General features: G+C 67.4%; 17 protein-coding genes. 12 read left to right on the top strand and 5 right to left on the bottom strand.

The window, feature by feature from the left end:
* Positions 1 to 72 precede the first annotated feature (72 nt).
* The 7 genes from KW832_RS17115 (at position 73) to KW832_RS17145 (ending at position 6,798) form a co-directional block, all read left to right on the top strand.
* Positions 73 to 1,272 (top strand): phosphoglycerate kinase, encoded by a 1,200-nt coding sequence (locus tag KW832_RS17115; protein ID WP_218300820.1) that lies wholly within the window; start codon positions 73 to 75, stop codon positions 1,270 to 1,272.
* 209 nt (positions 1,273 to 1,481) lie between these two features.
* Positions 1,482 to 2,171 (top strand): hypothetical protein, encoded by a 690-nt coding sequence (locus KW832_RS17120; protein ID WP_055400342.1) that lies wholly within the window; start codon positions 1,482 to 1,484, stop codon positions 2,169 to 2,171.
* Positions 2,168 to 2,725: a FlgO family outer membrane protein gene (locus KW832_RS17125; RefSeq protein WP_055400340.1), complete on the top strand. Its 558-nt coding sequence runs from the start codon at positions 2,168 to 2,170 to the stop codon at positions 2,723 to 2,725. Before KW832_RS17120 ends, KW832_RS17125 begins: the two co-directional genes overlap by 4 nt.
* 191 nt (positions 2,726 to 2,916) lie before the next feature.
* Positions 2,917 to 3,744, top strand: coding sequence for an orotidine-5'-phosphate decarboxylase (gene pyrF, locus KW832_RS17130; protein WP_121508156.1), 828 nt, complete (start codon positions 2,917 to 2,919; stop codon positions 3,742 to 3,744).
* A gap of 56 nt (positions 3,745 to 3,800) precedes the next feature.
* A complete protein-coding gene (locus KW832_RS17135; protein ID WP_218300819.1) occupies positions 3,801 to 4,697 on the top strand; it encodes a LysR family transcriptional regulator in 897 nt (298 codons plus the stop codon).
* Between the two features lie 125 nt (positions 4,698 to 4,822).
* Positions 4,823 to 5,797 carry a tripartite tricarboxylate transporter substrate binding protein gene (locus KW832_RS17140; protein WP_218300818.1) on the top strand — a complete coding sequence of 325 codons (975 nt, stop codon included), beginning with the start codon at positions 4,823 to 4,825 and terminating at the stop codon, positions 5,795 to 5,797.
* Complete coding sequence (locus tag KW832_RS17145) at positions 5,794 to 6,798, top strand: succinylglutamate desuccinylase/aspartoacylase family protein (RefSeq protein WP_218300817.1); 1,005 nt, start codon at positions 5,794 to 5,796, stop codon at positions 6,796 to 6,798. The genes KW832_RS17140 and KW832_RS17145 overlap by 4 nt, the downstream gene beginning before the upstream one ends.
* 119 nt (positions 6,799 to 6,917) lie before the next feature.
* On the opposite strand, the gene KW832_RS17150 is transcribed toward KW832_RS17145, so the two are convergent.
* A complete protein-coding gene (locus KW832_RS17150; protein WP_370628734.1) occupies positions 6,918 to 7,892 on the bottom strand; it encodes an EamA family transporter in 975 nt (324 codons plus the stop codon).
* Positions 7,889 to 8,329, bottom strand: coding sequence for an acyl-CoA thioesterase (locus KW832_RS17155; RefSeq protein WP_055400328.1), 441 nt, complete (start codon positions 8,327 to 8,329; stop codon positions 7,889 to 7,891). Before KW832_RS17155 ends, KW832_RS17150 begins: the two co-directional genes overlap by 4 nt.
* Positions 8,330 to 8,588: 259 nt before the next feature.
* Here KW832_RS17155 and KW832_RS17160 point away from each other — a divergent pair, with 259 nt between their 5' ends.
* Entirely contained in the window at positions 8,589 to 10,571 is a 1,983-nt protein-coding gene (locus tag KW832_RS17160) for a methyl-accepting chemotaxis protein (RefSeq protein WP_218300816.1), read from the top strand.
* A 130-nt stretch (positions 10,572 to 10,701) separates the two neighbouring features.
* Here the strand turns inward: KW832_RS17160 and KW832_RS17165 are convergent, their stop codons facing one another.
* On the bottom strand, positions 10,702 to 12,081 hold the full coding sequence (locus KW832_RS17165) for an ATP-binding protein (protein WP_218300815.1): 1,380 nt from the start codon (positions 12,079 to 12,081) through the stop codon (positions 10,702 to 10,704).
* A complete protein-coding gene (gene ompR, locus KW832_RS17170; protein ID WP_218300814.1) occupies positions 12,078 to 12,842 on the bottom strand; it encodes a two-component system response regulator OmpR in 765 nt (254 codons plus the stop codon). Before ompR ends, KW832_RS17165 begins: the two co-directional genes overlap by 4 nt.
* A 227-nt stretch (positions 12,843 to 13,069) precedes the next feature.
* Here ompR and KW832_RS17175 point away from each other — a divergent pair, with 227 nt between their 5' ends.
* Both KW832_RS17175 and KW832_RS17180 read left to right on the top strand, forming a co-directional pair.
* The gene (locus KW832_RS17175; protein WP_218300813.1) at positions 13,070 to 13,666 is read left to right on the top strand and encodes a hypothetical protein; all 597 of its coding nucleotides are present in this window, start codon (positions 13,070 to 13,072) and stop codon (positions 13,664 to 13,666) included.
* A 53-nt stretch (positions 13,667 to 13,719) separates the two neighbouring features.
* On the top strand, positions 13,720 to 14,691 hold the full coding sequence (locus tag KW832_RS17180) for an alpha/beta hydrolase (protein WP_121508149.1): 972 nt from the start codon (positions 13,720 to 13,722) through the stop codon (positions 14,689 to 14,691).
* A gap of 75 nt (positions 14,692 to 14,766) precedes the next feature.
* Here the strand turns inward: KW832_RS17180 and uvrA are convergent, their stop codons facing one another.
* Positions 14,767 to 17,823, bottom strand: a complete 3,057-nt coding sequence (gene uvrA, locus KW832_RS17185) for an excinuclease ABC subunit UvrA (protein WP_218300812.1) — start codon at positions 17,821 to 17,823, stop codon at positions 14,767 to 14,769.
* 113 nt (positions 17,824 to 17,936) lie between these two features.
* Between uvrA and cysC the strand changes: the two genes are divergently transcribed.
* Positions 17,937 to 18,533: an adenylyl-sulfate kinase gene (gene cysC / locus KW832_RS17190; RefSeq protein ID WP_055400369.1), complete on the top strand. Its 597-nt coding sequence runs from the start codon at positions 17,937 to 17,939 to the stop codon at positions 18,531 to 18,533.
* 193 nt (positions 18,534 to 18,726) lie between these two features.
* Positions 18,727 to 19,905 carry an MFS transporter gene (locus KW832_RS17195; RefSeq protein ID WP_218300959.1) on the top strand — a complete coding sequence of 393 codons (1,179 nt, stop codon included), beginning with the start codon at positions 18,727 to 18,729 and terminating at the stop codon, positions 19,903 to 19,905.
* The last annotated feature ends 96 nt before the right edge of the window (positions 19,906 to 20,001 follow it).

Here is a 20,001-nt window from a genome sequence, read left to right on the forward strand (position 1 = left end):
ACGGGAGCCGCATGGGCTTCGCTCACTAAAATGGCAGCCCTCAAGAGCCCGATTCAATCCACCCCTCCCGCCATGAACATCCTCCGCTTTTCCGATCTGTGCGCCCAAGGCAAGGCCCAAGGCCAGCGCGTTTTCATCCGTGCCGACCTGAACGTTCCCCAGGACGATGCTGGCCGCATCACCGAAGACACCCGCATCCGCGCATCGATCCCCTGCATCCGCATGGCGCTGGACGCCGGAGCGGCCGTCATGGTGACCAGCCACCTGGGCCGGCCGACCGAGGGTGAGTTCAAGCCCGAGGACTCGCTGGCCCCCGTGGCCGCACGCCTGGCCGAGCTGCTGGGCCGCGATGTTCCGCTGGTCTCGAACTGGGTGGACGGCGTCACCGTTGTCCCTGGCCAGGTCGTGCTGCTGGAAAACTGCCGCCTGAACGTGGGCGAGAAAAAGAACAAGGAAGACCTGGCCCGCAAGATGGCTGCGCTGTGCGACATCTTCGTGAACGACGCCTTTGGCACCGCCCACCGCGCCGAAGGCACGACCTACGGCATCGCTCAATTTGCCCCGATTGCCTGCGCCGGCCCGCTGCTGTCGGCCGAGATCGACGCCCTGACCAAGGCACTTGCCCATCCCCAGCGCCCGCTGGCTGCCATCGTGGCGGGCTCCAAGGTCTCGACCAAGCTCACCATCTTGAAGAGCCTGGCCGACAAGGTGGACCAGCTCATCGTGGGCGGCGGCATTGCCAACACCTTCATGCTGGCTGCGGGCCTGCCCATCGGCAAAAGCCTGGCCGAACCCGACCTGCTGGACGAAGCGCGCGCCGTGATCGCCGCCATGAAAGCGCGCGGCGCCGAAGTGCCGATCCCCACCGATGTGGTCACCGCCAAGGCCTTTGCCGCCGATGCCCCAGCGACCGTCAAGGCAGCCAAGGACGTGGCCGAGGACGATCTGATCCTGGACATCGGCCCCGAAACCGCCGCCCGCCTGGCCACCCAGCTCAAGTCCGCAGGCACCATCGTCTGGAACGGCCCGGTGGGCGTGTTTGAATTCGCGGCCTTTGAAAACGGCACCCGCGAGATTGCCAAGGCCATCGCCGAATCCCCCGCGTTCAGCATTGCTGGCGGTGGCGACACCCTGGCGGCCATCGCCAAATACGGCATCGAAAAACAGGTGGGTTATATCTCCACCGGCGGCGGCGCCTTTCTGGAAGTGCTGGAAGGCAAGACGCTGCCCGCGTTCGAAATCCTTGAAAAACGCTTCGTTACCATCGTTTGAAATTTGTTACACGCGCCGGTACAAGCAAATGCAGCCGCGCGTAAGCAAGCACGCCAATCTGTGACCAAAAACAACGAATTGCGTGTGTCTGGGCGCAGTTACCTCAATTTTTTCTTGTTTTTGTTGAGTATCGCGCCCAGAATTATTTTTCAATCGCGTGGGATGTATCTGTTCATGTCCCCGCCTCTCAAAGTCCGTAGGAGGGAATCATGAAATTTTCAAAGGCAGTCAGCTTGGCGGTATTGGCCGGCGCTGTGGCTACTTTGGCGGGATGTGCTTATCGTTCGCCCATTCCCCTGGCGGAGAACTTTGAGCTGACGGTACAACCCAAGGTCCGCTCGGCGGGCCACTGGGAACTGGTCTCGAACGACGTGGTGGCGCAAACCCTCAGCACGCTCGACAAGACCGGCATGGCCCCTGGCACGCAATTGCATGTCGCACTGCCCCCCAACCCGAGCGCATTCGATCTGGCATTCCGTGATTTCCTGATCACCAAGCTCGTGCAAAGCGGTGCGCCTGTTTTGCAGGATCCTGGCCAGGCACTCAACGTGACGTACAACACGCAGGTGGTTCGTCACAACAGCCCCCGCCCCCACTTCATTCCTGGCCAGTTCACGATGATCGCTGCGGGCCTGATGGCAGCCTACGGCCTGCGTCACGAGCACCTGGATCTTCAACTGCTGGCCGCACTGGGTGCCACGTCGCTGGCTGACTACGGTGCCAGCATCAACTCGGGCGGCCCCACCAACACCGAGCTGATCCTGACCACCACGGTCACACGCGGTGGCCAGTATGTGGCCCGCAAGACCGATGTGTACTACCTCGAGAACGCGGACACGCCGCTGTTCATGCGTCCGTCGTACTACAAGAACGTCAATATGAAGGTAGTTTCGCAATGAAAACCGCAGCACTTCTGACCGCGCTGGCCGCAGCAGCTTTGCTGGCCGGCTGTGCCAACAATGGCGCGCCCACGCGCACCGATCCGACCTACCAGGAAGCCGCCAACAACCAGTTCCTGACCAGCAGCCGCGATGCTGTGGCCAAGCTGACCGCCGGTTTCGACCTGAGCGCTGCAGGCAGCGGCCCCGTCCTGGTGGCCACCGTGGTCAACGTGAACGACCTTAGCCGCTCAGCCCCTCTGGGCCGCACGCTGTCCGAGCAATACGCCTCGCACATGGCGGCCAGCGGTTTCAACGTGAAGGAAATCAAGCTGCGCGGCGACGTGTTCGTGCGCGAAGGTGCTGGCGAGTTGCTGCTGTCCCGCGAAATCAAGGATATCGCCCGCAGCCACAATGCCTCGCTGGTGCTGGTGGGTACCTACTCGGCCGCTGCCAATTTCACCTACGTGAGCCTCAAGCTCGTGCGCACGGAAGACAGCCGCATCATCCGCGGCCACGACTACGCACTGCCCAACGACCGCGATGTACAGCGCCTGCTGGCGGTACCGCGCTGAGGGCATGCGAATTCGGTAGGGGTGCTCCCGCTGCGTACGGGGACTCCCGAACCACCCCAAAAAAGGCCGTTTCGACGGCCTTTTTTGTTGCCCACTGCGGGCTCGTGACCACACCCCGGAGTCCTCTGCGCCGCAGCGGTGGGCAGAAAACCGTGCGGCGGTGCTTGTCACCCCACCTAAAATCACGCCCCATGACCTTCACCGACATGCTGCGCGACGCCACGGCGCAAAACAACTCCCTGCTGTGCGTGGGCCTGGACCCGGAGCCCACGCGGTTTCCTGCGGGAATGCAGGGCGATGCGCACAAGATCTATGACTTCTGCGCCGCCATCGTGGACGCCACGGCCGATCTGGTGTGTGCCTTCAAGCCACAGATCGCCTACTTTGCCGCCCACAGCGCCGAAGACCAGCTCGAACGCCTGATGCAGCACATGCGCGCCAACGCGCCGCATGTGCCGGTGATCCTGGATGCCAAGCGCGGCGACATTGGCTCCACGGCCGAGCAGTACGCCAAGGAGGCCTTCGAGCGCTACGGTGCCGATGCGGTAACGCTGTCGCCCTTCATGGGCTTCGACTCCATCGAGCCCTACCTGGCCTACCACGGCAAGGGCGCCTTTTTGCTGTGCCGCACCTCCAACCCGGGCGGCGACGACCTGCAGACCCAGCGCCTGGCCAGCGTCGAAGGCCAGCCGCTCATGTATGAGCATGTGGCACGGCTGGCGCAAGGCCCCTGGAACAAGAACGGCCAGCTGGGCTTGGTGGTGGGTGCCACCTACCCACAGGAGATCGAGCGCGTGCGTGCCATTGCGCCCACACTGCCGCTGCTGATCCCTGGCGTGGGCGCCCAGGGTGGCGACGCCGCTGCCACCGTGCGCGCCGGGCTGCGCGATGGCGGGCCGATCATCGTGAACTCGTCGCGGTCCATCCTGTACGCATCCAAGGGCGACGACTTTGCAGCGGCGGCGCGCACCGAGGCCCAGCGCACCCGCGCGGTGCTCGAAGCAGCCCGCGCGCGCTGACACCCCACTTTCAGCTCCTACAACCTTCGCGCCGCAGCTGCACCCGGATCACACCCATGCAGCTCAAGTGGCTCGAAGACTTCATCGTGCTGGCGCAGGAGCGCAGCTACACGCGTGCAGCCGAGCTGCGGCATGTCACGCACCCCGCCTTTGGCCGCCGTATCCGCGCGCTGGAGGCCTGGGCGGGTACGCCGCTGGTGGAGCGCGGTGGCGGCCCCGTCACCCTGACGCCTGCCGGGCAGAGCTTTCTGGAAACTGCGGGCCACATGGCGCGCAGCCTGGCGCAGTCGCACGAGGAGCTGCAGAGCCTGGCCGGGCGGCAGGCCCGCACCGTGACGCTCGCCACCGGCCGCACCCTGGCACGCACGGTGGTGGCCGACTGGCTGGTGCGGCTGCAGCCCATTTTGCAAAACGCCGAGCTGTGCATACGCACCCGCGCTCTGGCAGACACCGTGGCGCTGCTGGAAAGGGGTGAAGCCGACTTCTCGCTCGTGTACCACCACCCGGCGCTGGCGATACGGCTGGATGCGCGCCAGTTCATGCATGTCACGGTGGCGTCCGACCGGCTGGTGCCCATTTCGCGGGCGACGGCACAAGGGCAGGCGCTGCACCGCTTCGGGCAGGACCACCTGCCCGTGCCCTACCTGGCCTATGCCCCCCAGCTCGCGCTGGGGCGGCTGGTGGAAGACCATCTGTCCCAGAACCCGCATGCGCCCCGGCTGCAGCGGGTGGTGGAGTGCGACTCGGCCGACGCGCACTACGAATACGTACAAAAAGGCCTGGGCGTGGCGTGGCTGCCCTGGTCCATGGTGCACGCCGATTGCCAGGCCAAACGACTTGCGCCTGCGGGCGATGCGCGCATGGAAGTGCGTTTCGACGTGCGCCTGTACCGACCCAAACGCCGACTCGGCCCCGTGGCCGAAGCGCTCTGGAAAGCCCTGGCGCAGCGTTGACCACCCCAGGGTTTGCCCGAGGGGGCAGAACCCATTTGGCACACCTTGGTGCCATTTCAGCACCACAGGCGGCTGCCCGCCTTTTCACAATGGCTCCACCCACAAGAACTTCACTGGAGCCCCGCATGCAAAACACTCCCTCCCTGCGCCGCACCGCCTTGCTGTGTGGCATGGCCCTCCTGGCGGCCCCAGCGTTCGCACAGGATGTGTATCCCTCCAAACCCATCACCATTGTGGTGGGCTACCCACCCGGCGGCAGCACCGACCTGACCGGCCGCAACGTGGCCCTGGAGCTGAGTGCCAAGCTGGGCGTACCGGTGGTGATTGAAAACATTGGTGGCGCGGGCGGCGCGATTGGTGCACAGAAGGTGGCGAGCAGCACACCCGACGGCTACACCTTTCTGGTGGGCGCCAGCAATGAGATTGCCATCAACAAGCTGGTGACCAAGAAGGTGAAGTACGACGTGAAGGACTTCACCGCCATCGGCCTCATCGCCTCGCAGCCGCTGGTGCTGGTGGCATCCACCGGCGCGGGCGTGAAGAACCTGGCCGAGTTCACGCAGAAGGTGTCCAAGAACCCGGGCAAGTTCAGCTACGGCAGTTCGGGCGTGGGCACTTCGCTGCACCTGGCGGGCGAGATGGTCAAGGAGCAGGGCAAGCTCTTCATGACGCACATCCCTTACCGGGGCGTCGCGCCGCTCACCAACGACCTCATGGGCAACAACCTGGAATATGGCGTGTTCGTGCTCTCGAGCGGCCTGCCACACATCAAGAGCGGAAAGGTGATCGCCCTGGGCACCACCGAAGCCAAACGCTCCGCCGCCACACCGGACATCCCGGCCCTGGCCGAAACCCCGCAGTACAAGAACGTGGACATTGGCGTGTGGTTTGCGCTGATGGGCCCGGCCAACCTGCCCAAGCCGGTGTTCGACAAGGTGAAGAAGGCGCTGAACGACACCCTGCAGTCGCCCGATTTCAAGAAGAAGATGGAAGCCAGCGGCTCCACCGTGGCTGCGACCACGGTCAACATCGACCAGTTCCTGGCGGCCGAAGTCGCCAAGTACAAGAAGATTGTGGAATTCGCCAAGATCGAAGAATGAGCAGCAGCACCGCCCCCCAAAACACGGCCGTTCCACCGCTGGCCTTCGAGCTGCCCGCGCCCGACATCACCGCCTGGCGCGTTGGCAACACCGGCACCGAAGGCGTCTGGCATTTCGACTCGGGCGAGCCCGGCCGCCACGTGATGGTCAGCGCGCTGGTGCATGGCAACGAGCTGTGCGGCGCCTGGGCCTTGAAGGGCCTGCTCGAAGCGGGCGTGCGGCCGCAGCAGGGCACGCTCACGCTGGCGTTCTGCAACCTCGATGCGTTCGACCGGTTTGACGCGAGCAACCACGACGCCTCGCGCTTCACCGACGAAGACCTCAACCGCCAGTGGCTGGACGAGCGCATCGACGCAGCCGACACCAACGAGCGCCGCCGCGCCGCCGCGCTGCGCCCGTTTGTGGCGCAGGCCGACTGGCTGCTCGACATCCACTCGATGCACGAGCCCTCGGCCCCACTGCTGCTCACCGGCATCCAGCCGCGCAACCTGGAACTGGCGCGCGCCATGCGCTCGCCCGAGCACATCGTGGTGGATGCGGGCCACAAGGACGGCGTGCGCATGCGCGACTACGGCCGGTTTGGCGCGCTGGAAGACGATCACGGCAACAGCACCCGTTCGCTGCTCATTGAATGTGGCTTCCATGGCGACCCGGCCAGCCGCGCCGTGGCACAGGACCAGTGCGTGCGCTTCATCGAACAGTCCGGCGCCCTGAGCGCCGACGCCCTGGCGCAGCAACTGCCCGGCTGGCGCCTGCCCGATGCGCCCCGCCAATGGGCGCTGGAGGTGACCGGCCCCGTGGTGGCCACCAGCAGCGCCTTCCGCTTTGTTGCGCCCTACACGGGGCTGGAGCTGTTTGAAAAGGCTGGCACCGTGATCGGCGACAACGACGGTGTGCCGGTGACCACGCCGTACGACAACTGCGTGCTGGTGATGCCGTCGGTGCGCCAGGCGAGGGCTGGCGTGACGGTGGTGCGGTTCGCGCGGCGCAGGGCGCTGTAAGCGCTTAGCAACAGCTCAGTAGCGGCGCAACAGGCGCACTGCAGAGGCGGTGGGTGGCAGGAGCCTCCGCCTCCTCCCCTTCAAATACTATAAATTTAATAGCTGTTAGCGCTTATCCATCAAGCGTTAGAGGCCATTCTTGCTTGTATTTTTGGCCCCAACACCACACAGGCCAGAGCTGCCACCACCAGCACAATCCCCGCCCACTGCCAGGGCGCCACGCCCTCGTCCAGCAGCAGCCAGCCTGCGGTGAGTCCCACCACCGGCACCGCCAGGCTGAAAGGGGCCACGCGGTTGGCAGGGTAGCGCTGCAGCAGGTTGGTCCACAGCGCATAGCCAACAATGGTGGCCGCCCAGCCCAGGTAGGCCACAGCCGCCCACGACAGCAAGGGCACGTCCGCCAGCGTTTGCCACTGCAGCCAGCGTGCAGCGTCAGGGTCGAACACGGCAGACAGCGCCACAAAAGGCAGCACCGGCACCAGGCTGCTCCAGATCACAAACGCCAGCGGATCAAACCCCGGGCTTTGCTGCTGCGCCAGGCGCGCCACGATGTTGGACGAGGCCCACATGGCAGCGCCGCACAGCGTCAGCAGCAAACCGGCCAGCGTGGTGGCCGCCGCTACACCCACGCCAGAGCCTGGGCCCACGTAGTTCATCGCAAAACACACCAGCCCCAGCGCGGCCAGCACCATGCCCCACCGCAAGGGCAACCCCGGCCGCTCGCGCAGCAGTGCAAAGCCGAACAGCGCGGTGAAGAACACCTGCGTCTGCAGCAGCACACTGGCCAGCCCGGCCGTCATGCCCACCTTGAGCCCTACAAACAGAAAACCGAACTGCCCCACGCCCTGGAACAGCCCAAACAACAGCACCCAGCGCCAGTGCATGCGCGGCGGGCGCACCAGCAGCACCAGCGGCAAGGCGGCACACAGGTAGCGCGCGGCGCCCAGCTGGAAGGGGCTGAAGCTGCGCAGCCCCCATTTCATCGCAACGAAGTTGACGCCCCACAGGACCACCACCACCAGGGCGGCCAGCAGGTCGCGCGCACGCAGCGGGCCACCTACCGGGCCTGGAGGGCCGGATACAGGCGCCGTCACTGCGCAGCCCGCGCAGCGTCGATGTGCGCCTTCACCCGCTGGGCCAGGGCCATGTCGCCGGGGGTTTCGGGGCTCCATTTGTCGATGGCACGGGGCTGCTCGTCGGCATCCACGGCTGTGTAGACTGCTACGCAGTGCAGCACCTCTTGCAGCGGCTCGCCATGGATGCCACCGCTGCGCACCTCCACGGCCAGGTGCATGGCGGTGTCGGTGGTGGACGCCAGGCGCGCATGCACCTCCACCAGATCCCCTGGGCGAATGGGGTGCACAAAATGCGCGCCGCCCACAAACTCGGTGATGCACGGCCCCTTGGCCCAGGCGCTGGCGCAGGCAAAGCCGGCCTCGTCCACCCAGCGCAGCACCGTGCCACCGGGCACACGGCCTGCCTGGGGCAGGGTGCTTTGAGACGCCAGGAAACGCAGGGTGATCGATTGCATGCCAGGTGCTCCAAGGGGCGGATGTTGGAGCCATTATTCTCCAGCGCGCCCTCTGCCGCCGCCCCGCCTGCATGCCTCCAAAGACGCCCCGCAGGTCGGCGAAAATTGACCTGAGTCAAAACCCTACTCAAAACAGCCCCCTACATTGCGTTACATCCCGCGCGGCCTGATGGAGGGCCGCATCCCAGTCGGCGGGTGCCGACACCCCGCCCCCTGAGGTCTACCCTTTTGCGCACACACCCACCGTGCGCCTACTGCCATGTCCCTTCTTCACCGCTTGAACCTGCTCGAAAAATTCCTCATCCTGGGGACACTCGGGCTCATGATGAGTGCGCTGCCCACCTACCTGACGGTGCGCGATGCGCTGCACGCCATTGGCCATGCGCGCCACGAGGCGCAGGGCATGGTCCCTGCGCAGGCACTCACCCGCCTCGTGCAGCAGATGCAGGTGCACCGGGGCCTGTCGGTGGGCATGCTGGGCGGCGACGAAACCCTGGCGGCACGCCGCCCCGCTGCGCGCGATGCCGTCAATGCAGCGCTGGACGATGCCACCACCCGCTTTGCGGCCGCCAAGGTGCCCGCCGCCCAGATGGCCGCCTGGACCCAGGCCCAGCAGACCTGGCGCACGCTGGAGCAGGCCGTGGCCGCACGCAGCATCGAGCAGGCCCAGAGCACGGCGCAGCACACGCAGCTCATCGCGTCGCTGCTGCAGCTCAACGAATCCTTGCTGCATGCCTATGGCCTGCAGATCGACCCCGACGCCGACACGCACGCGCTGATCCAGGCCTCGCTGGTGCAGGCGCCCATGCTGGGCGAAAAGCTGGGCATGCTGCGCGCGCAAGGCGCCAGCGCCCTGGGCAAACGCGAGCTGACGCCCCAGGGCAAGGGCCAGTTGCTGGTGCTGCAGCAGCGTGTGGCCGAGCTGCAGGCCGACACCTTCCGGGGACTGGACCGCGCCCTGCAAGGCAACCCCGATCTCCAACGCGCCCTGGGCAGCAGCGCGCAGGCCATGCAGGGCCAGATCCAGCAATCGCTGCAGATGGCCGAACGCGACGTGATCAACGCCAGCGAACTCCAGCTGCCTTCCAAGGACTATTTCGACGCCTTCACCCGCACCATCGAAGCGCTGAACGCGCTCAACAACCTGTCCATGGCCAGCCTGGACCAGGCGCTGCAGGCTCGGGTGTCTGACCTGCAACGGGGGCTGCTGTGGGTGGCTCTGGCGCTGGTCGTCACGCTCTCGGCCACCAGCGGCATGGCACTGGTGTTTGTGCGCTCGATGACGGTGCCGCTGTCGCAGGCCGTGGCGCTGTCACGCGCCGTGGCGCAAGGTGACCTGAGCGGCGCCCCGCTGGCCCACGGCACCAACGAAGTCGGCCAGCTGCTGCAAGCGCTGCAGCAGATGCGCAGCCAGCTCACGCAGGTGGTGCGCCAGGTGCGCAACGGTTCTGAAAACGTGGCCACGGCCAGCGTGCAGATTGCCCAGGGCAATACCGACCTCTCGGCCCGCACCGAAAGCCAGGCCAGTGCGCTCGAAGAAACCGCCGCCTCGATGGAGCAGCTCAACGCCACCGTGCGCCAGAACGCTGACAGCGCCCAGCAGGCCAGCCAGCTGGCCGCGAGCGCGAGCACCGTGGCCACCCAGGGCGGCGAGGTCGTGGCCCAGGTGGTCAACACCATGCAGGGCATCAACGCCGCGTCGCAGAAGATCTCGGACATCATCGGCGTGATCGACTCCATCGCCTTCCAGACCAATATCCTCGCGCTCAACGCTGCTGTGGAGGCGGCCCGCGCGGGCGAGCAGGGCCGGGGCTTTGCGGTGGTGGCCAGCGAAGTGCGCAGCCTGGCCGGGCGCAGTGCGGAGGCCGCGCGCGAGATCAAGGCCCTCATCAGCGCCAGCGTGGAGCGCGTGGAACAAGGCACGGCCCTGGTGGACCGCGCGGGTAGCACCATGACCGAGGTGGTGGCGTCCATCCGCCGCGTGACCGACATCGTGGGCGAGATCAGCGCGGCCAGCCACGAACAATCGCTGGGTGTGGCCCAGGTGGGCGAGGCCGTGACGCAGATGGACCAGGTCACGCAGCAAAACGCCGCCCTGGTCGAGGAAATGGCCGCCGCCGCCAGCAGCCTGCAGAACCAGGCCGAAGACCTGGTGCATGTGGTGTCGGTGTTCCGTCTGGGGGACGAAGGCCAGGGCCAGCACAGGGCACCACGTCCCACAAATTCGCTACGAATTCAATAGCTATTGGCGCTTACCCATCAAGCGCTAGCGGCCATTTCTATTCAAACTCTGCGCGCCCCGTGGCTCCGCGGCGCTGCGCGGAGCGGCGGATGGACCGGGCAGCCCGCTCGCGCCTCCGTTGCGCATCCGTTCACGCCGTCGCAGGCTCACCACCCGGCCCCGTCTGCAGTAGCACCAGCCGCGCGCGCAGCCCCTGGCCGGGGGCGCTGTGCAACTCCAGCGCCCCCCCCTGGGCGCGCGCCACGCGCTCGGCAATCGCCAGACCGAGCCCGGCCCCCGGTGCGCCCGCACGCGCCGTGCCGCCGCCACGTGCAAAAGGCTGGCGCATGCGGTCGATCTCTTCAGCGGTGATGCCGGGGCCCTGGTCCTGCACCTCCAGCCATACCTGGGTGGCGTCTGCCCCCGTGCGCAGCACCACCGGCGGCGCACCGTGGCGCCAGGCGTTTTCCACCAGGTTGTCCAGCGCGCGGCGCAGGGCCTGGGGGCGCACGGGCACGTCGGGCAGGGCCCCCAGTTCCAGCACCAGCGCGCGGCCATGGTCGGCCTGCGCCTCGGCCGCGGCCTGGGCCAGGTCGTTGAGCGATGCGGTGGTGGGCGCCTCGGCCTCACCGCTGCGTGCGAACTGCAGGAACTGGCCCACGATGCCATCCATCTCGTCGATGCTGCGCGCCATGCTGGCCGCCAGCGGCGCATCGACCTGCGGACCCGCAATCTCCACCCCAAGGCGCAGCTTGGTCAGCGGCGTGCGCAGGTCGTGCGACACACCGGCCAGCATCAGGGCGCGCTCGTGGTCGGCGGCGGCCAGGCTCTGTGCCATCTGGTTGAAGCTGCGCGCCACGGTGGCGATTTCTTCGGGCCCATCATCCGGCAGGGTTGCGGGCGACTGGCCTTGCGCCAGTTGCTGCGCCGCGCCCACCACCTGCACCAGCGGGCGGTTGATGTGGCGCTGCAGCCACCACGCGCCCAGCAGCGCCAGCAGCATGCTGGCCAGCGTGGCGGCCAGCCAGGCGCCGGTGAACTCACGGGTGGGGAACACGCTGGGGAGGTTGAGCCAGTAGTCAGTGCCCTCGTGCACCATGCGCAAGGCCAGCACCCCGGTGCTGTCGCGGCGCCACACAGGTTGCGGGGGTTGTGTTTCAGCATCGCCCGCCCCCAGGCGGCGCGACACCGCCTGCACAAACTGCCGCTCCAAGGGCGACAGCAGACCGCGCCGCGCTGCGCTTTCTGGCAGAGCGGGCGGTGTGGCCTGCGCGGCCTGCCGGTTGAACGCCTCCACAAACGCCACGCGCTGCGCCGGGGGCAGCGCCTGCAGCCCGGCCCGCAGCGCAGTCACGTTGCGCGCCACGCCATCGGCCACCTGCGCCACGCGGGGCTTGAAGATCATCTGCCGCACCAGCACCGCCGCCACCAGCTGCCCCAGCACGATGAGCACGGCCATCAGCAGCAGGTTGCGCCCCAGCAGGCTGCGCGGCCAGAGCCCCCAGCGGCGGCTGGTTGCGAAGACCATCATGGCTGGCGCCCCCCGCCCGGCGCAGTGCCATCGGGCACGAACACATAGCCCACGCCCCACACGGTGCGGATGTAGCGCGGCTGGGCCGGGTCGGCCTCGATGAGCTTGCGCAGGCGCATCACCTGCACGTCGATGCTGCGGTCGGTGGCGGTGTGGTCGGGCCCATAGGCCAGCGCGATAAGCCGGTCGCGCCCGAGCGGTCGGTGTGGCTGCTGGGCCAGCGCCTGCAGCAGCGCGAATTCGCCGGTGGTCAGGGGCACGTCCTGCGCACCGTGGCCGTCGTTCCCGTCGTTGCGCTCCAGCCGGCGCTCGTCCAGCCACAGCGTGAACGCGCCAAACACAATGCGCCCACCCGCCTGGCGCGGCCCGGTGTGGGCGCCCAGCACACGCTGGCGCCGCACCATGGCCTGGATGCGGGCCAGCAGCTCGCGCGGGTTGAAGGGCTTGGGCAGGTAGTCGTCGGCGCCCATCTCCAGGCCGATGATGCGGTCCACCGGGTCGCCGCGTGCGGTGAGCATGAGGATGGGAATGGTCTCGCCCTGCGCACGCAGGCGGCGGCAGATGGCCAGGCCGTCCTCGCCCGGCATCATCACGTCGAGCACCAGCACATCAAAGCGCTCGCGCTGCAGCAGCACATCCAGCGGGCCCGCGCCATCGACCGTGCGCACGGTGTAGCCCTGGTCGCTGAGGTAGCGCTGCAGCAGGGCACGCAGATCGGGCTCGTCATCGGCGACCAGGATTTTGGCCAGGGGGTCGGTCATGGGCAGGGAGCAACGTGGCAAGTGAAGGCGGCGTGGTGGCAATGGTAGGCGCTACTTGGACGGTACGGCGGGCCATGCACCCCCAGCCATGACAAGGCATGACGGAGTCGCCGTCGTTTGTCATGGTTTGTCATACATCGGCGGATTTCTGCCATCAATGGCTCACACCCGGGACCCACAGTACAGCCATGCCACACCCCAAGGCAAACCCCAAGGAGTTGACCACCATGCCTTTGCTGCCCCACCCCGCTGACAACGACCTGCTGCACCGCCCCGCGCTGGCAGCGGGTGTGCTCGTGTTACCCGCCCTCGCCACCCTGGGGCTGAGCGCCGTGCTGGCGCTGGCCGCCCCCACCGAAGCGCAGGCCCGCACCCGCCGGAGCGTGGAACACAACGCCGATGGCAGTACCACCACCCACACCGGCGTGGCCCGCAGCGGCCCGAACGGCGCGATGCTGCGCGGCCGCACCGCCACCACCGATGGGCAGGGCAACGGCAGCGTCACCCGCCGCGGCGCCGCCGTGGGCGCGCAGGGCGGGGTGGCCGCACGCCAGGGCAGCACCACCCGCAGTGTTGACGGCAGCGCCAGCCACAGCGGCACGGTGTCCGCCCAGAATGCCCAGGGCAGCCTGCACAGCAGCGGCGGGGCGAGCCGGAATGCCGACGGCAGCGTGGAGCAGGCCCGCAGCACCACCGCCACCAGTGCGGCCACCGGCAACAGCGTGCAGACACAAAGCAGCTACAGCAAGGACAGCGGCTTGAGCCGCAGCGCCACCTGCTACGACGCGAGCGGCACAGCCATGGCTTGTCCGACGCGGCCTTAACACCGTCTGGACCCAGCCATCGATTGCCGCCCTCTGAACTCAGGAGCCTTGCCATGTCCCTGCGCCGCACCCTCACCTTGACCACGCTCGCCGCGCTCACGCTGGCCACCGCCAGCGTGCAGGCCCAGACCACCGCGCACAACGGTGGCCGCCTGCGTGCCCTCATCGCACAAAAGCAGGCCGCCGCCGCACCGGCCGTCCTGGCCGCCGGCGTACAGCGCATCGCCGATGTGCCCTACGGCGCCGACCCGGCGCAGCGCATGGATGTGTATGTACCCACCAGCCCCACCACAGGCACCAACAGCCTGGTAGCCAGCGCGGTGCGCGCGCCGGTCATCTTCATGGTGCACGGCGGCGGCTGGCGGCATGGCGACAAGGCCATGGGCCGCGTGGTTCAGGAGAAGGTGAACCGCTGGGTGCCCAAGGGCTTCATCCTCATCTCCATCAATTACCGCATGCTGCCCGACGCCCCCGTGGCCGTGCAGGAGCGCGATGTGCAGGCTGCCCTCATGGCCGCGCAGCAGCGCGCGGGCACCTGGGGGGGAGACCCGAGCCGCTTCATCCTCATGGGGCACTCGGCCGGGGCCCACCTGGTGGCCCTGCTCAATGCCCGCGCCCCGCAGGCCCTGCGCGAAGGCGCCTGGCCGTGGCTGGGCACGGTCTCGCTGGACAGCGCCATGATGAACGTGCCCGCCCGCATGCGCGCCCCGCACCTTCCGCTGTACGACGACGCCTTTGGCACTGACCCTGCTTATTGGGTAGCGATGTCGCCCTTCCACCAGTGGACGGCGGGCGCTCCGCCGATGCAGATGGTGTGCTCCACCCAGCGGGCGGACGACCCCTGCCAGCAATCCGATGCCATGGCCCGCCACGTGCGCAACCAGGGCGGCCGCGCCGAGGTGTTGCCGCAGGACCTGGACCATGGCGAAATCAACGCCCAACTGGGCCTGGACAGCGATTACACCCGCGCGGTGGAGGCCTTCATGGGATCGCTGGACGCTGAGGTGGCCCGTCGCTTGCAGTGATGCAGTGATGCAGTGGCAATTTGCTACTGCATCAATAGCTATTAACGCTTGATAGATAAGCGCTAGCAGCCATTTTCATTCAGATTTCGCCTGCAGGTAGGGCGCCAGATACCGCCCCGTATGGCTGGCCGGGTTGGCTGCCAGCTCCTCCGGCGTGCCCACGCCCACCACGGTGCCACCGCCCGCACCACCCTCCGGCCCCATGTCGATGAGCCAATCGGCGGTTTTGATCACGTCGAGGTTGTGCTCGATGATGACGATGGTGTTGCCCGCGTCGCGCAGCTGGTGCAGCACCTTGAGCAGCAGGTCAATGTCTGCAAAGTGCAGGCCCGTGGTGGGCTCGTCCAGGATGTAGAGCGTGCGGCCGGTGTCGCGCTTGGAAAGCTCCTGCGCCAGCTTCACGCGCTGCGCCTCGCCACCGGAGAGCGTGGTGGCCGCCTGGCCCAGGCGGATGTACGACAGGCCCACATCCAGCAGCGTCTGCAGCTTGCGCGCGATGGTCGGTACGTCCTTGAAGAAGGCGGCGGCGTCTTCCACCGTCAATTCCAGGATCTGCGCGATGTTCTTGCCCTTCCACAGCACTTCCAGCGTTTCGCGGTTGTAGCGCTGGCCGTGGCAGATGTCGCAGGGCACGTACACGTCGGGCAAAAAGTGCATCTCCACCTTCACCACGCCATCGCCCTGGCAGGCCTCGCAGCGGCCTCCGGCCACGTTGAAGGAAAAGCGCCCGGGGCCGTAGCCACGCTCCTTGGCGGTGTTCACCTCGGCCATCAGCTCGCGGATGGGGGTGAACAGGCCCGTGTAGGTAGCGGGGTTGCTGCGCGGCGTGCGGCCAATGGGGCTCTGGTCGACGTTGATGACCTTGTCAAAGTACTCGATGCCCACGATCTCGTCGTGCGCGGCTGGCTCTTCGTGCGCGCGGTACAGCTGGCGGGCCACGGCAGCGTACAGCGTGTCGTTGACCAGCGTGCTCTTGCCCGAGCCCGACACGCCCGTCACGCAGGTGAGCAGCCCCACGGGGAAGTCCACTGTGACGCCCTTGAGGTTGTTGCCCGTGGCGCCTGCCACCCGCAGCGCCTGCAGGGCACCCTGGCGCGCGTGGTGTTCGGCCATGCGTTCGGCGCGGCGTTTGCTGGCTTCGGTCTGCGGAAAGCGCGACTTGGCCTTGGCCTCCACCACGGGCGCAGGCTGGTCCAGCACCGGCAGCCAGGGCGTGCGGCGCGCGGGCACGGCAATCGAGCGCACACCCGACAGGTACTGGCCCGTGAGCGACTGCGTGTTGCCGCGCACTTCGTCGTACGTGCCCTGCGCCATCACACGCCCGCCGTGCACGCCCGCACCGGGGCCCATGTCGATCACATGGTCGGCGGCGCGCATCATGTCTTCGTCGTGCTCGACCACGATCACGCTGTTGCCGATGTCGCGCAGGTGTTTGAGGGTTGCGATCAGCCGGTCGTTGTCGCGCTGGTGCAGGCCGATGCTGGGCTCGTCCAGCACATACATCACGCCCGTGAGGCCCGATCCAATTTGCGAGGCCAGGCGGATGCGCTGCGCCTCGCCCCCGGAGAGGGTCTCGGCGCTGCGGTCCAGGCTCAGGTAGCTCAGGCCCACGTCGTTCAAGAACTGCAGGCGCGTGGCGATCTCGCGCACCACCTTGTCGGCGATCTCGGCCTTGGCGCCCGTGAGCTTCAGGTCGTTGAACCAGGTGTGGGCGGTGTTCAGTGTGGCGTGGCTCACTTCAAAGATGGCGCGGGCCTGCTCGCCCTCGCCCAGCCGCACGTGGCGGGCCTCACGGCGCAGGCGCGTGCCGTGGCATTCGGGGCAGGGCTGGGTGCTGCGAAAGCGCGCGAGGTCTTCGCGCACCACCACCGAATCGGTCTCGCGGTAGCGCCGCGACATGTTGGGGATGATGCCCTCGAAGGGGTGCTTCTTGGCATACACCTTGCCCTTGGAGGCACCGCTGTCCATGATGTAGCTGAAGGCGATTTCTTCCTCGCCCGAGCCGTGCAGGATGGCGTGCTGCACCGGTGCGGGCAGCGATTCAAACGGCGCCTCGATGTCAAACGCGTAGTGCTTGGCCAGGCTCTCGAGCATCGCAAAGTAGTAGCCGTTGCGCCGGTCCCAGCCCTTGATGGCGCCGCTGGCCAGGCTCAGCGTGGGGAAGGCCACCACACGCGCTGGGTCGAACACATCACGCTGGCCAATGCCGTCACACGCGGGGCACGCGCCCATGGGCGAATTGAACGAGAACAGGCGCGGCTCCAGCTCCGGCAGCGAATAGCTGCAGACGGGGCAGGCGAACTTGCTGCTGAACAGGTGCTCTTGCCCCGTGTCCATCTCCAGCGCCAGCACGCGGCCATTGCCCTCATGCCCGCCCACGCGCAGCACCGCCTCGATGCTCTCTGCCAGGCGCTGCTGCAGGTCGGCGCGCACCTTGATGCGGTCGATCACCACGTCGATGTTGTGCTTCTCGGTCTTCTTGAGCGCGGGCAGGTTCTCGTGCTCGTAGATCTGGCCATCCACCCGAAAGCGGACGTAGCCCAGCGCCTGCATCTGCGCGAACAGCTCGGTGAACTCGCCCTTCTTCTCGCGCGCCACGGGGGCCAGCAGCATGAGCTTGGTGTCTTCGGGCAGGGCCAGCACGGCATCCACCATCTGGCTCACGGTCTGCGCGGCCAGCGGCAGGTTGTGGTCGGGGCAATACGGCGTGCCAGCGCGGGCGTACAGCAGACGCAGGTAGTCATGGATCTCGGTCACCGTGCCCACGGTGGAGCGCGGGTTGTGGCTGGTGGCCTTCTGCTCGATGGAAATCGCGGGCGAGAGGCCTTCGATCAGGTCGACATCGGGCTTGTCCAGCCGCCCCAGAAACTGCCGCGCATAGGCCGACAGGCTCTCCACATAGCGCCGCTGGCCCTCGGCATACAGCGTGTCAAACGCCAGGCTGGACTTGCCCGAGCCCGACAGCCCCGTGATCACCACGAGCTGGTTGCGCGGGATGTCGAGGTCGATGTTCTTGAGGTTGTGCGTGCGCGCCCCCCGGATGCTGATGCGCTGCTCGCGCAGGGCGCGGGCGAGGTAAAGACCGCTGCTGTCGGCAGCTTGGGCATCGGTGGGGGAATGGGAGTCGGTCACGGAGTGGGGAAACAGCAGGGAAACCGGCCATGATAGGTCAAGCCCCATGCCCTGTGTTGCAGCTGCTGCCATGCCAGTACCATTGCACGCCACATTCATTTGCCTACGCCAAAGTGACCGATCCCACACCACCCCACGTCCCCCATGTCCATGCCCAGGCGCTGACCGTGACCCGTGCGGAGCGCGAGCAGCTGGGAGGCCACCCCGGCCGGGTGGTCTGGCTCACCGGCCTGTCGGGTGCGGGCAAATCGACCATTGCCAATGCGCTGGAGCGGGAACTGAATCGCCAGGGCAAACGCACCTACATCCTGGACGGCGACAACATCCGCCAGGGGCTGAACCGGGATCTGGGGTTTTCGGACGCGGACCGGGCAGAGAACATCCGGCGTGTCGCACAAGTGGCCCGCCTGTTTGTGGACGCGGGCGTGATCGTGGTGGTGGCTTTCATTTCGCCCTTTCGTGCGGAACGCCAGGCGGCCCGGGAACTGTTTGCCCCGGGCGACTTCCTGGAAGTGTTTGTCGATGTGCCGCTGGCACTCGCCGAAGAGCGCGACCCCAAAGGCCTGTACCGCAAGGCCCGCACGGGCGAGTTGCGCCAGTTCACCGGTATTGATTCGCCCTACGAACCACCGCTGGCCGCCGAGCTGGTGCTGCCCACAGCCCAGCTCACGCCCCAGGAATGCGTGCAGCGGATCTGCGCTTTGCTGTGAGCCTTTGGGCCGGTCAGCCATGCCTTGGGAGCCGTGCCACGCCCCGCACATGCCCACGCGAATCACAACTCCTGCCCAATGGGCGAAAATCCCTGCTTTACCTGCCCCATAGGGCACCACCGTGCCGGATTCTCCTTCTTCACTTGCGGGCGCTGCCCCACCGCCCCTGTCGCCATCGCCTTCCGGCAACGCCATGACCCCGCAGGAGCGCCGCTCCAGCCTCAGCCTGGCGCTGATCTTTGCGCTGCGTATGCTGGGCCTGTTCCTGGTGTTGCCTGTGTTTGCCCTCGAGGCCCGCAAGTACCCCGGTGGGGATGACCCCGCCCTGGTGGGGCTTGCCATGGGCATCTACGGCCTGACGCAAGCCGTGCTGCAGTTGCCGCTGGGCATGGCATCCGACCGGTTTGGGCGCAAGCGCGTGATCGTGCTGGGTCTTTTGGTGTTTGCAGCGGGTAGCCTGCTGGCCGCGCTGGCCGATTCGCTCACGGGACTGCTGATGGGCCGCGCGCTGCAAGGCGCCGGGGCCGTATCGGCCGCCGTGACCGCCCTGCTGGCCGACCAGACCCGCGACGCCGTGCGCACCAAGGCCATGGCGCTGGTGGGCGGCAGCATCGGACTGATGTTTGCCGTCGCGCTGGTGGCCGCACCGGTGCTGGCGGCCCACATCGGGCTGGCGGGCTTGTTCGGGCTGACCTGCGCCCTGGCGCTGGCAGGCGTGGCGGTGGTGATTTGGTGGGTGCCTGCAGAAACCGCGCAGCACCAGAATGCGCCCCGGGGCCGCCTGTCCGATGTGTGGGCTCACCCCGACCTGCTGCGCCTGAACCTGGGGGTGTTTGTGCTGCACACCGTGCAGTTGTCCATGTGGGTGGCCGTGCCGGCCATGCTGGTGCAGGCGGGCCTTTCCAAAGACCACCACTGGCAGGTCTACCTGCCTGCGGTGGTGCTCTCGTTTGCGGCCATGGGCGGGCTCTTTGCGCTGGAGCGCGCGGGCCGCCTGCGCGCCGCCCTGCTGGGTGCCATCGCACTGGTGCTGCTGGTGCAGGCAGGCCTGGGCCTGCTGGCGGGCAGCGGCAGCACACCCACACTGTGGGTGCTGGGGCCGTTGCTGTTTGTGTTTTTCTGCGGATTCAACGCGCTGGAGGCCAGCCAGCCCAGCCTGGTGTCGCGCATGGCGCCGCCGCAGCTGCGCGGCGCGGCGCTGGGCAGCTACAACACGCTGCAATCGCTGGGCCTGTTTGCGGGCGGCGCGCTGGGCGGCGCCTTGGTGAAATGGGCCGGCGCGCCGGGCCTGTTTGCCGCCACCACCGTGCTCACCGCCCTGTGGCTGGTACTGACCTGGCCCCTGCGGCCCGTGGGGCGCGGCGGCCACTGAGTGGTGGATCGAGCCATGCCGCCAGAGCTTCCATTGCGAGCCGGTTGCGGCACAATGGCGCGTTTGGCGCCCGGAATCCTTCTCCAAATCCGGCGC

Origin of the sequence: Acidovorax sp. sif0632, from assembly GCF_019218805.1 — a bacterium.
Lineage (GTDB): Bacteria > Pseudomonadota > Gammaproteobacteria > Burkholderiales > Burkholderiaceae_C > Acidovorax > Acidovorax facilis.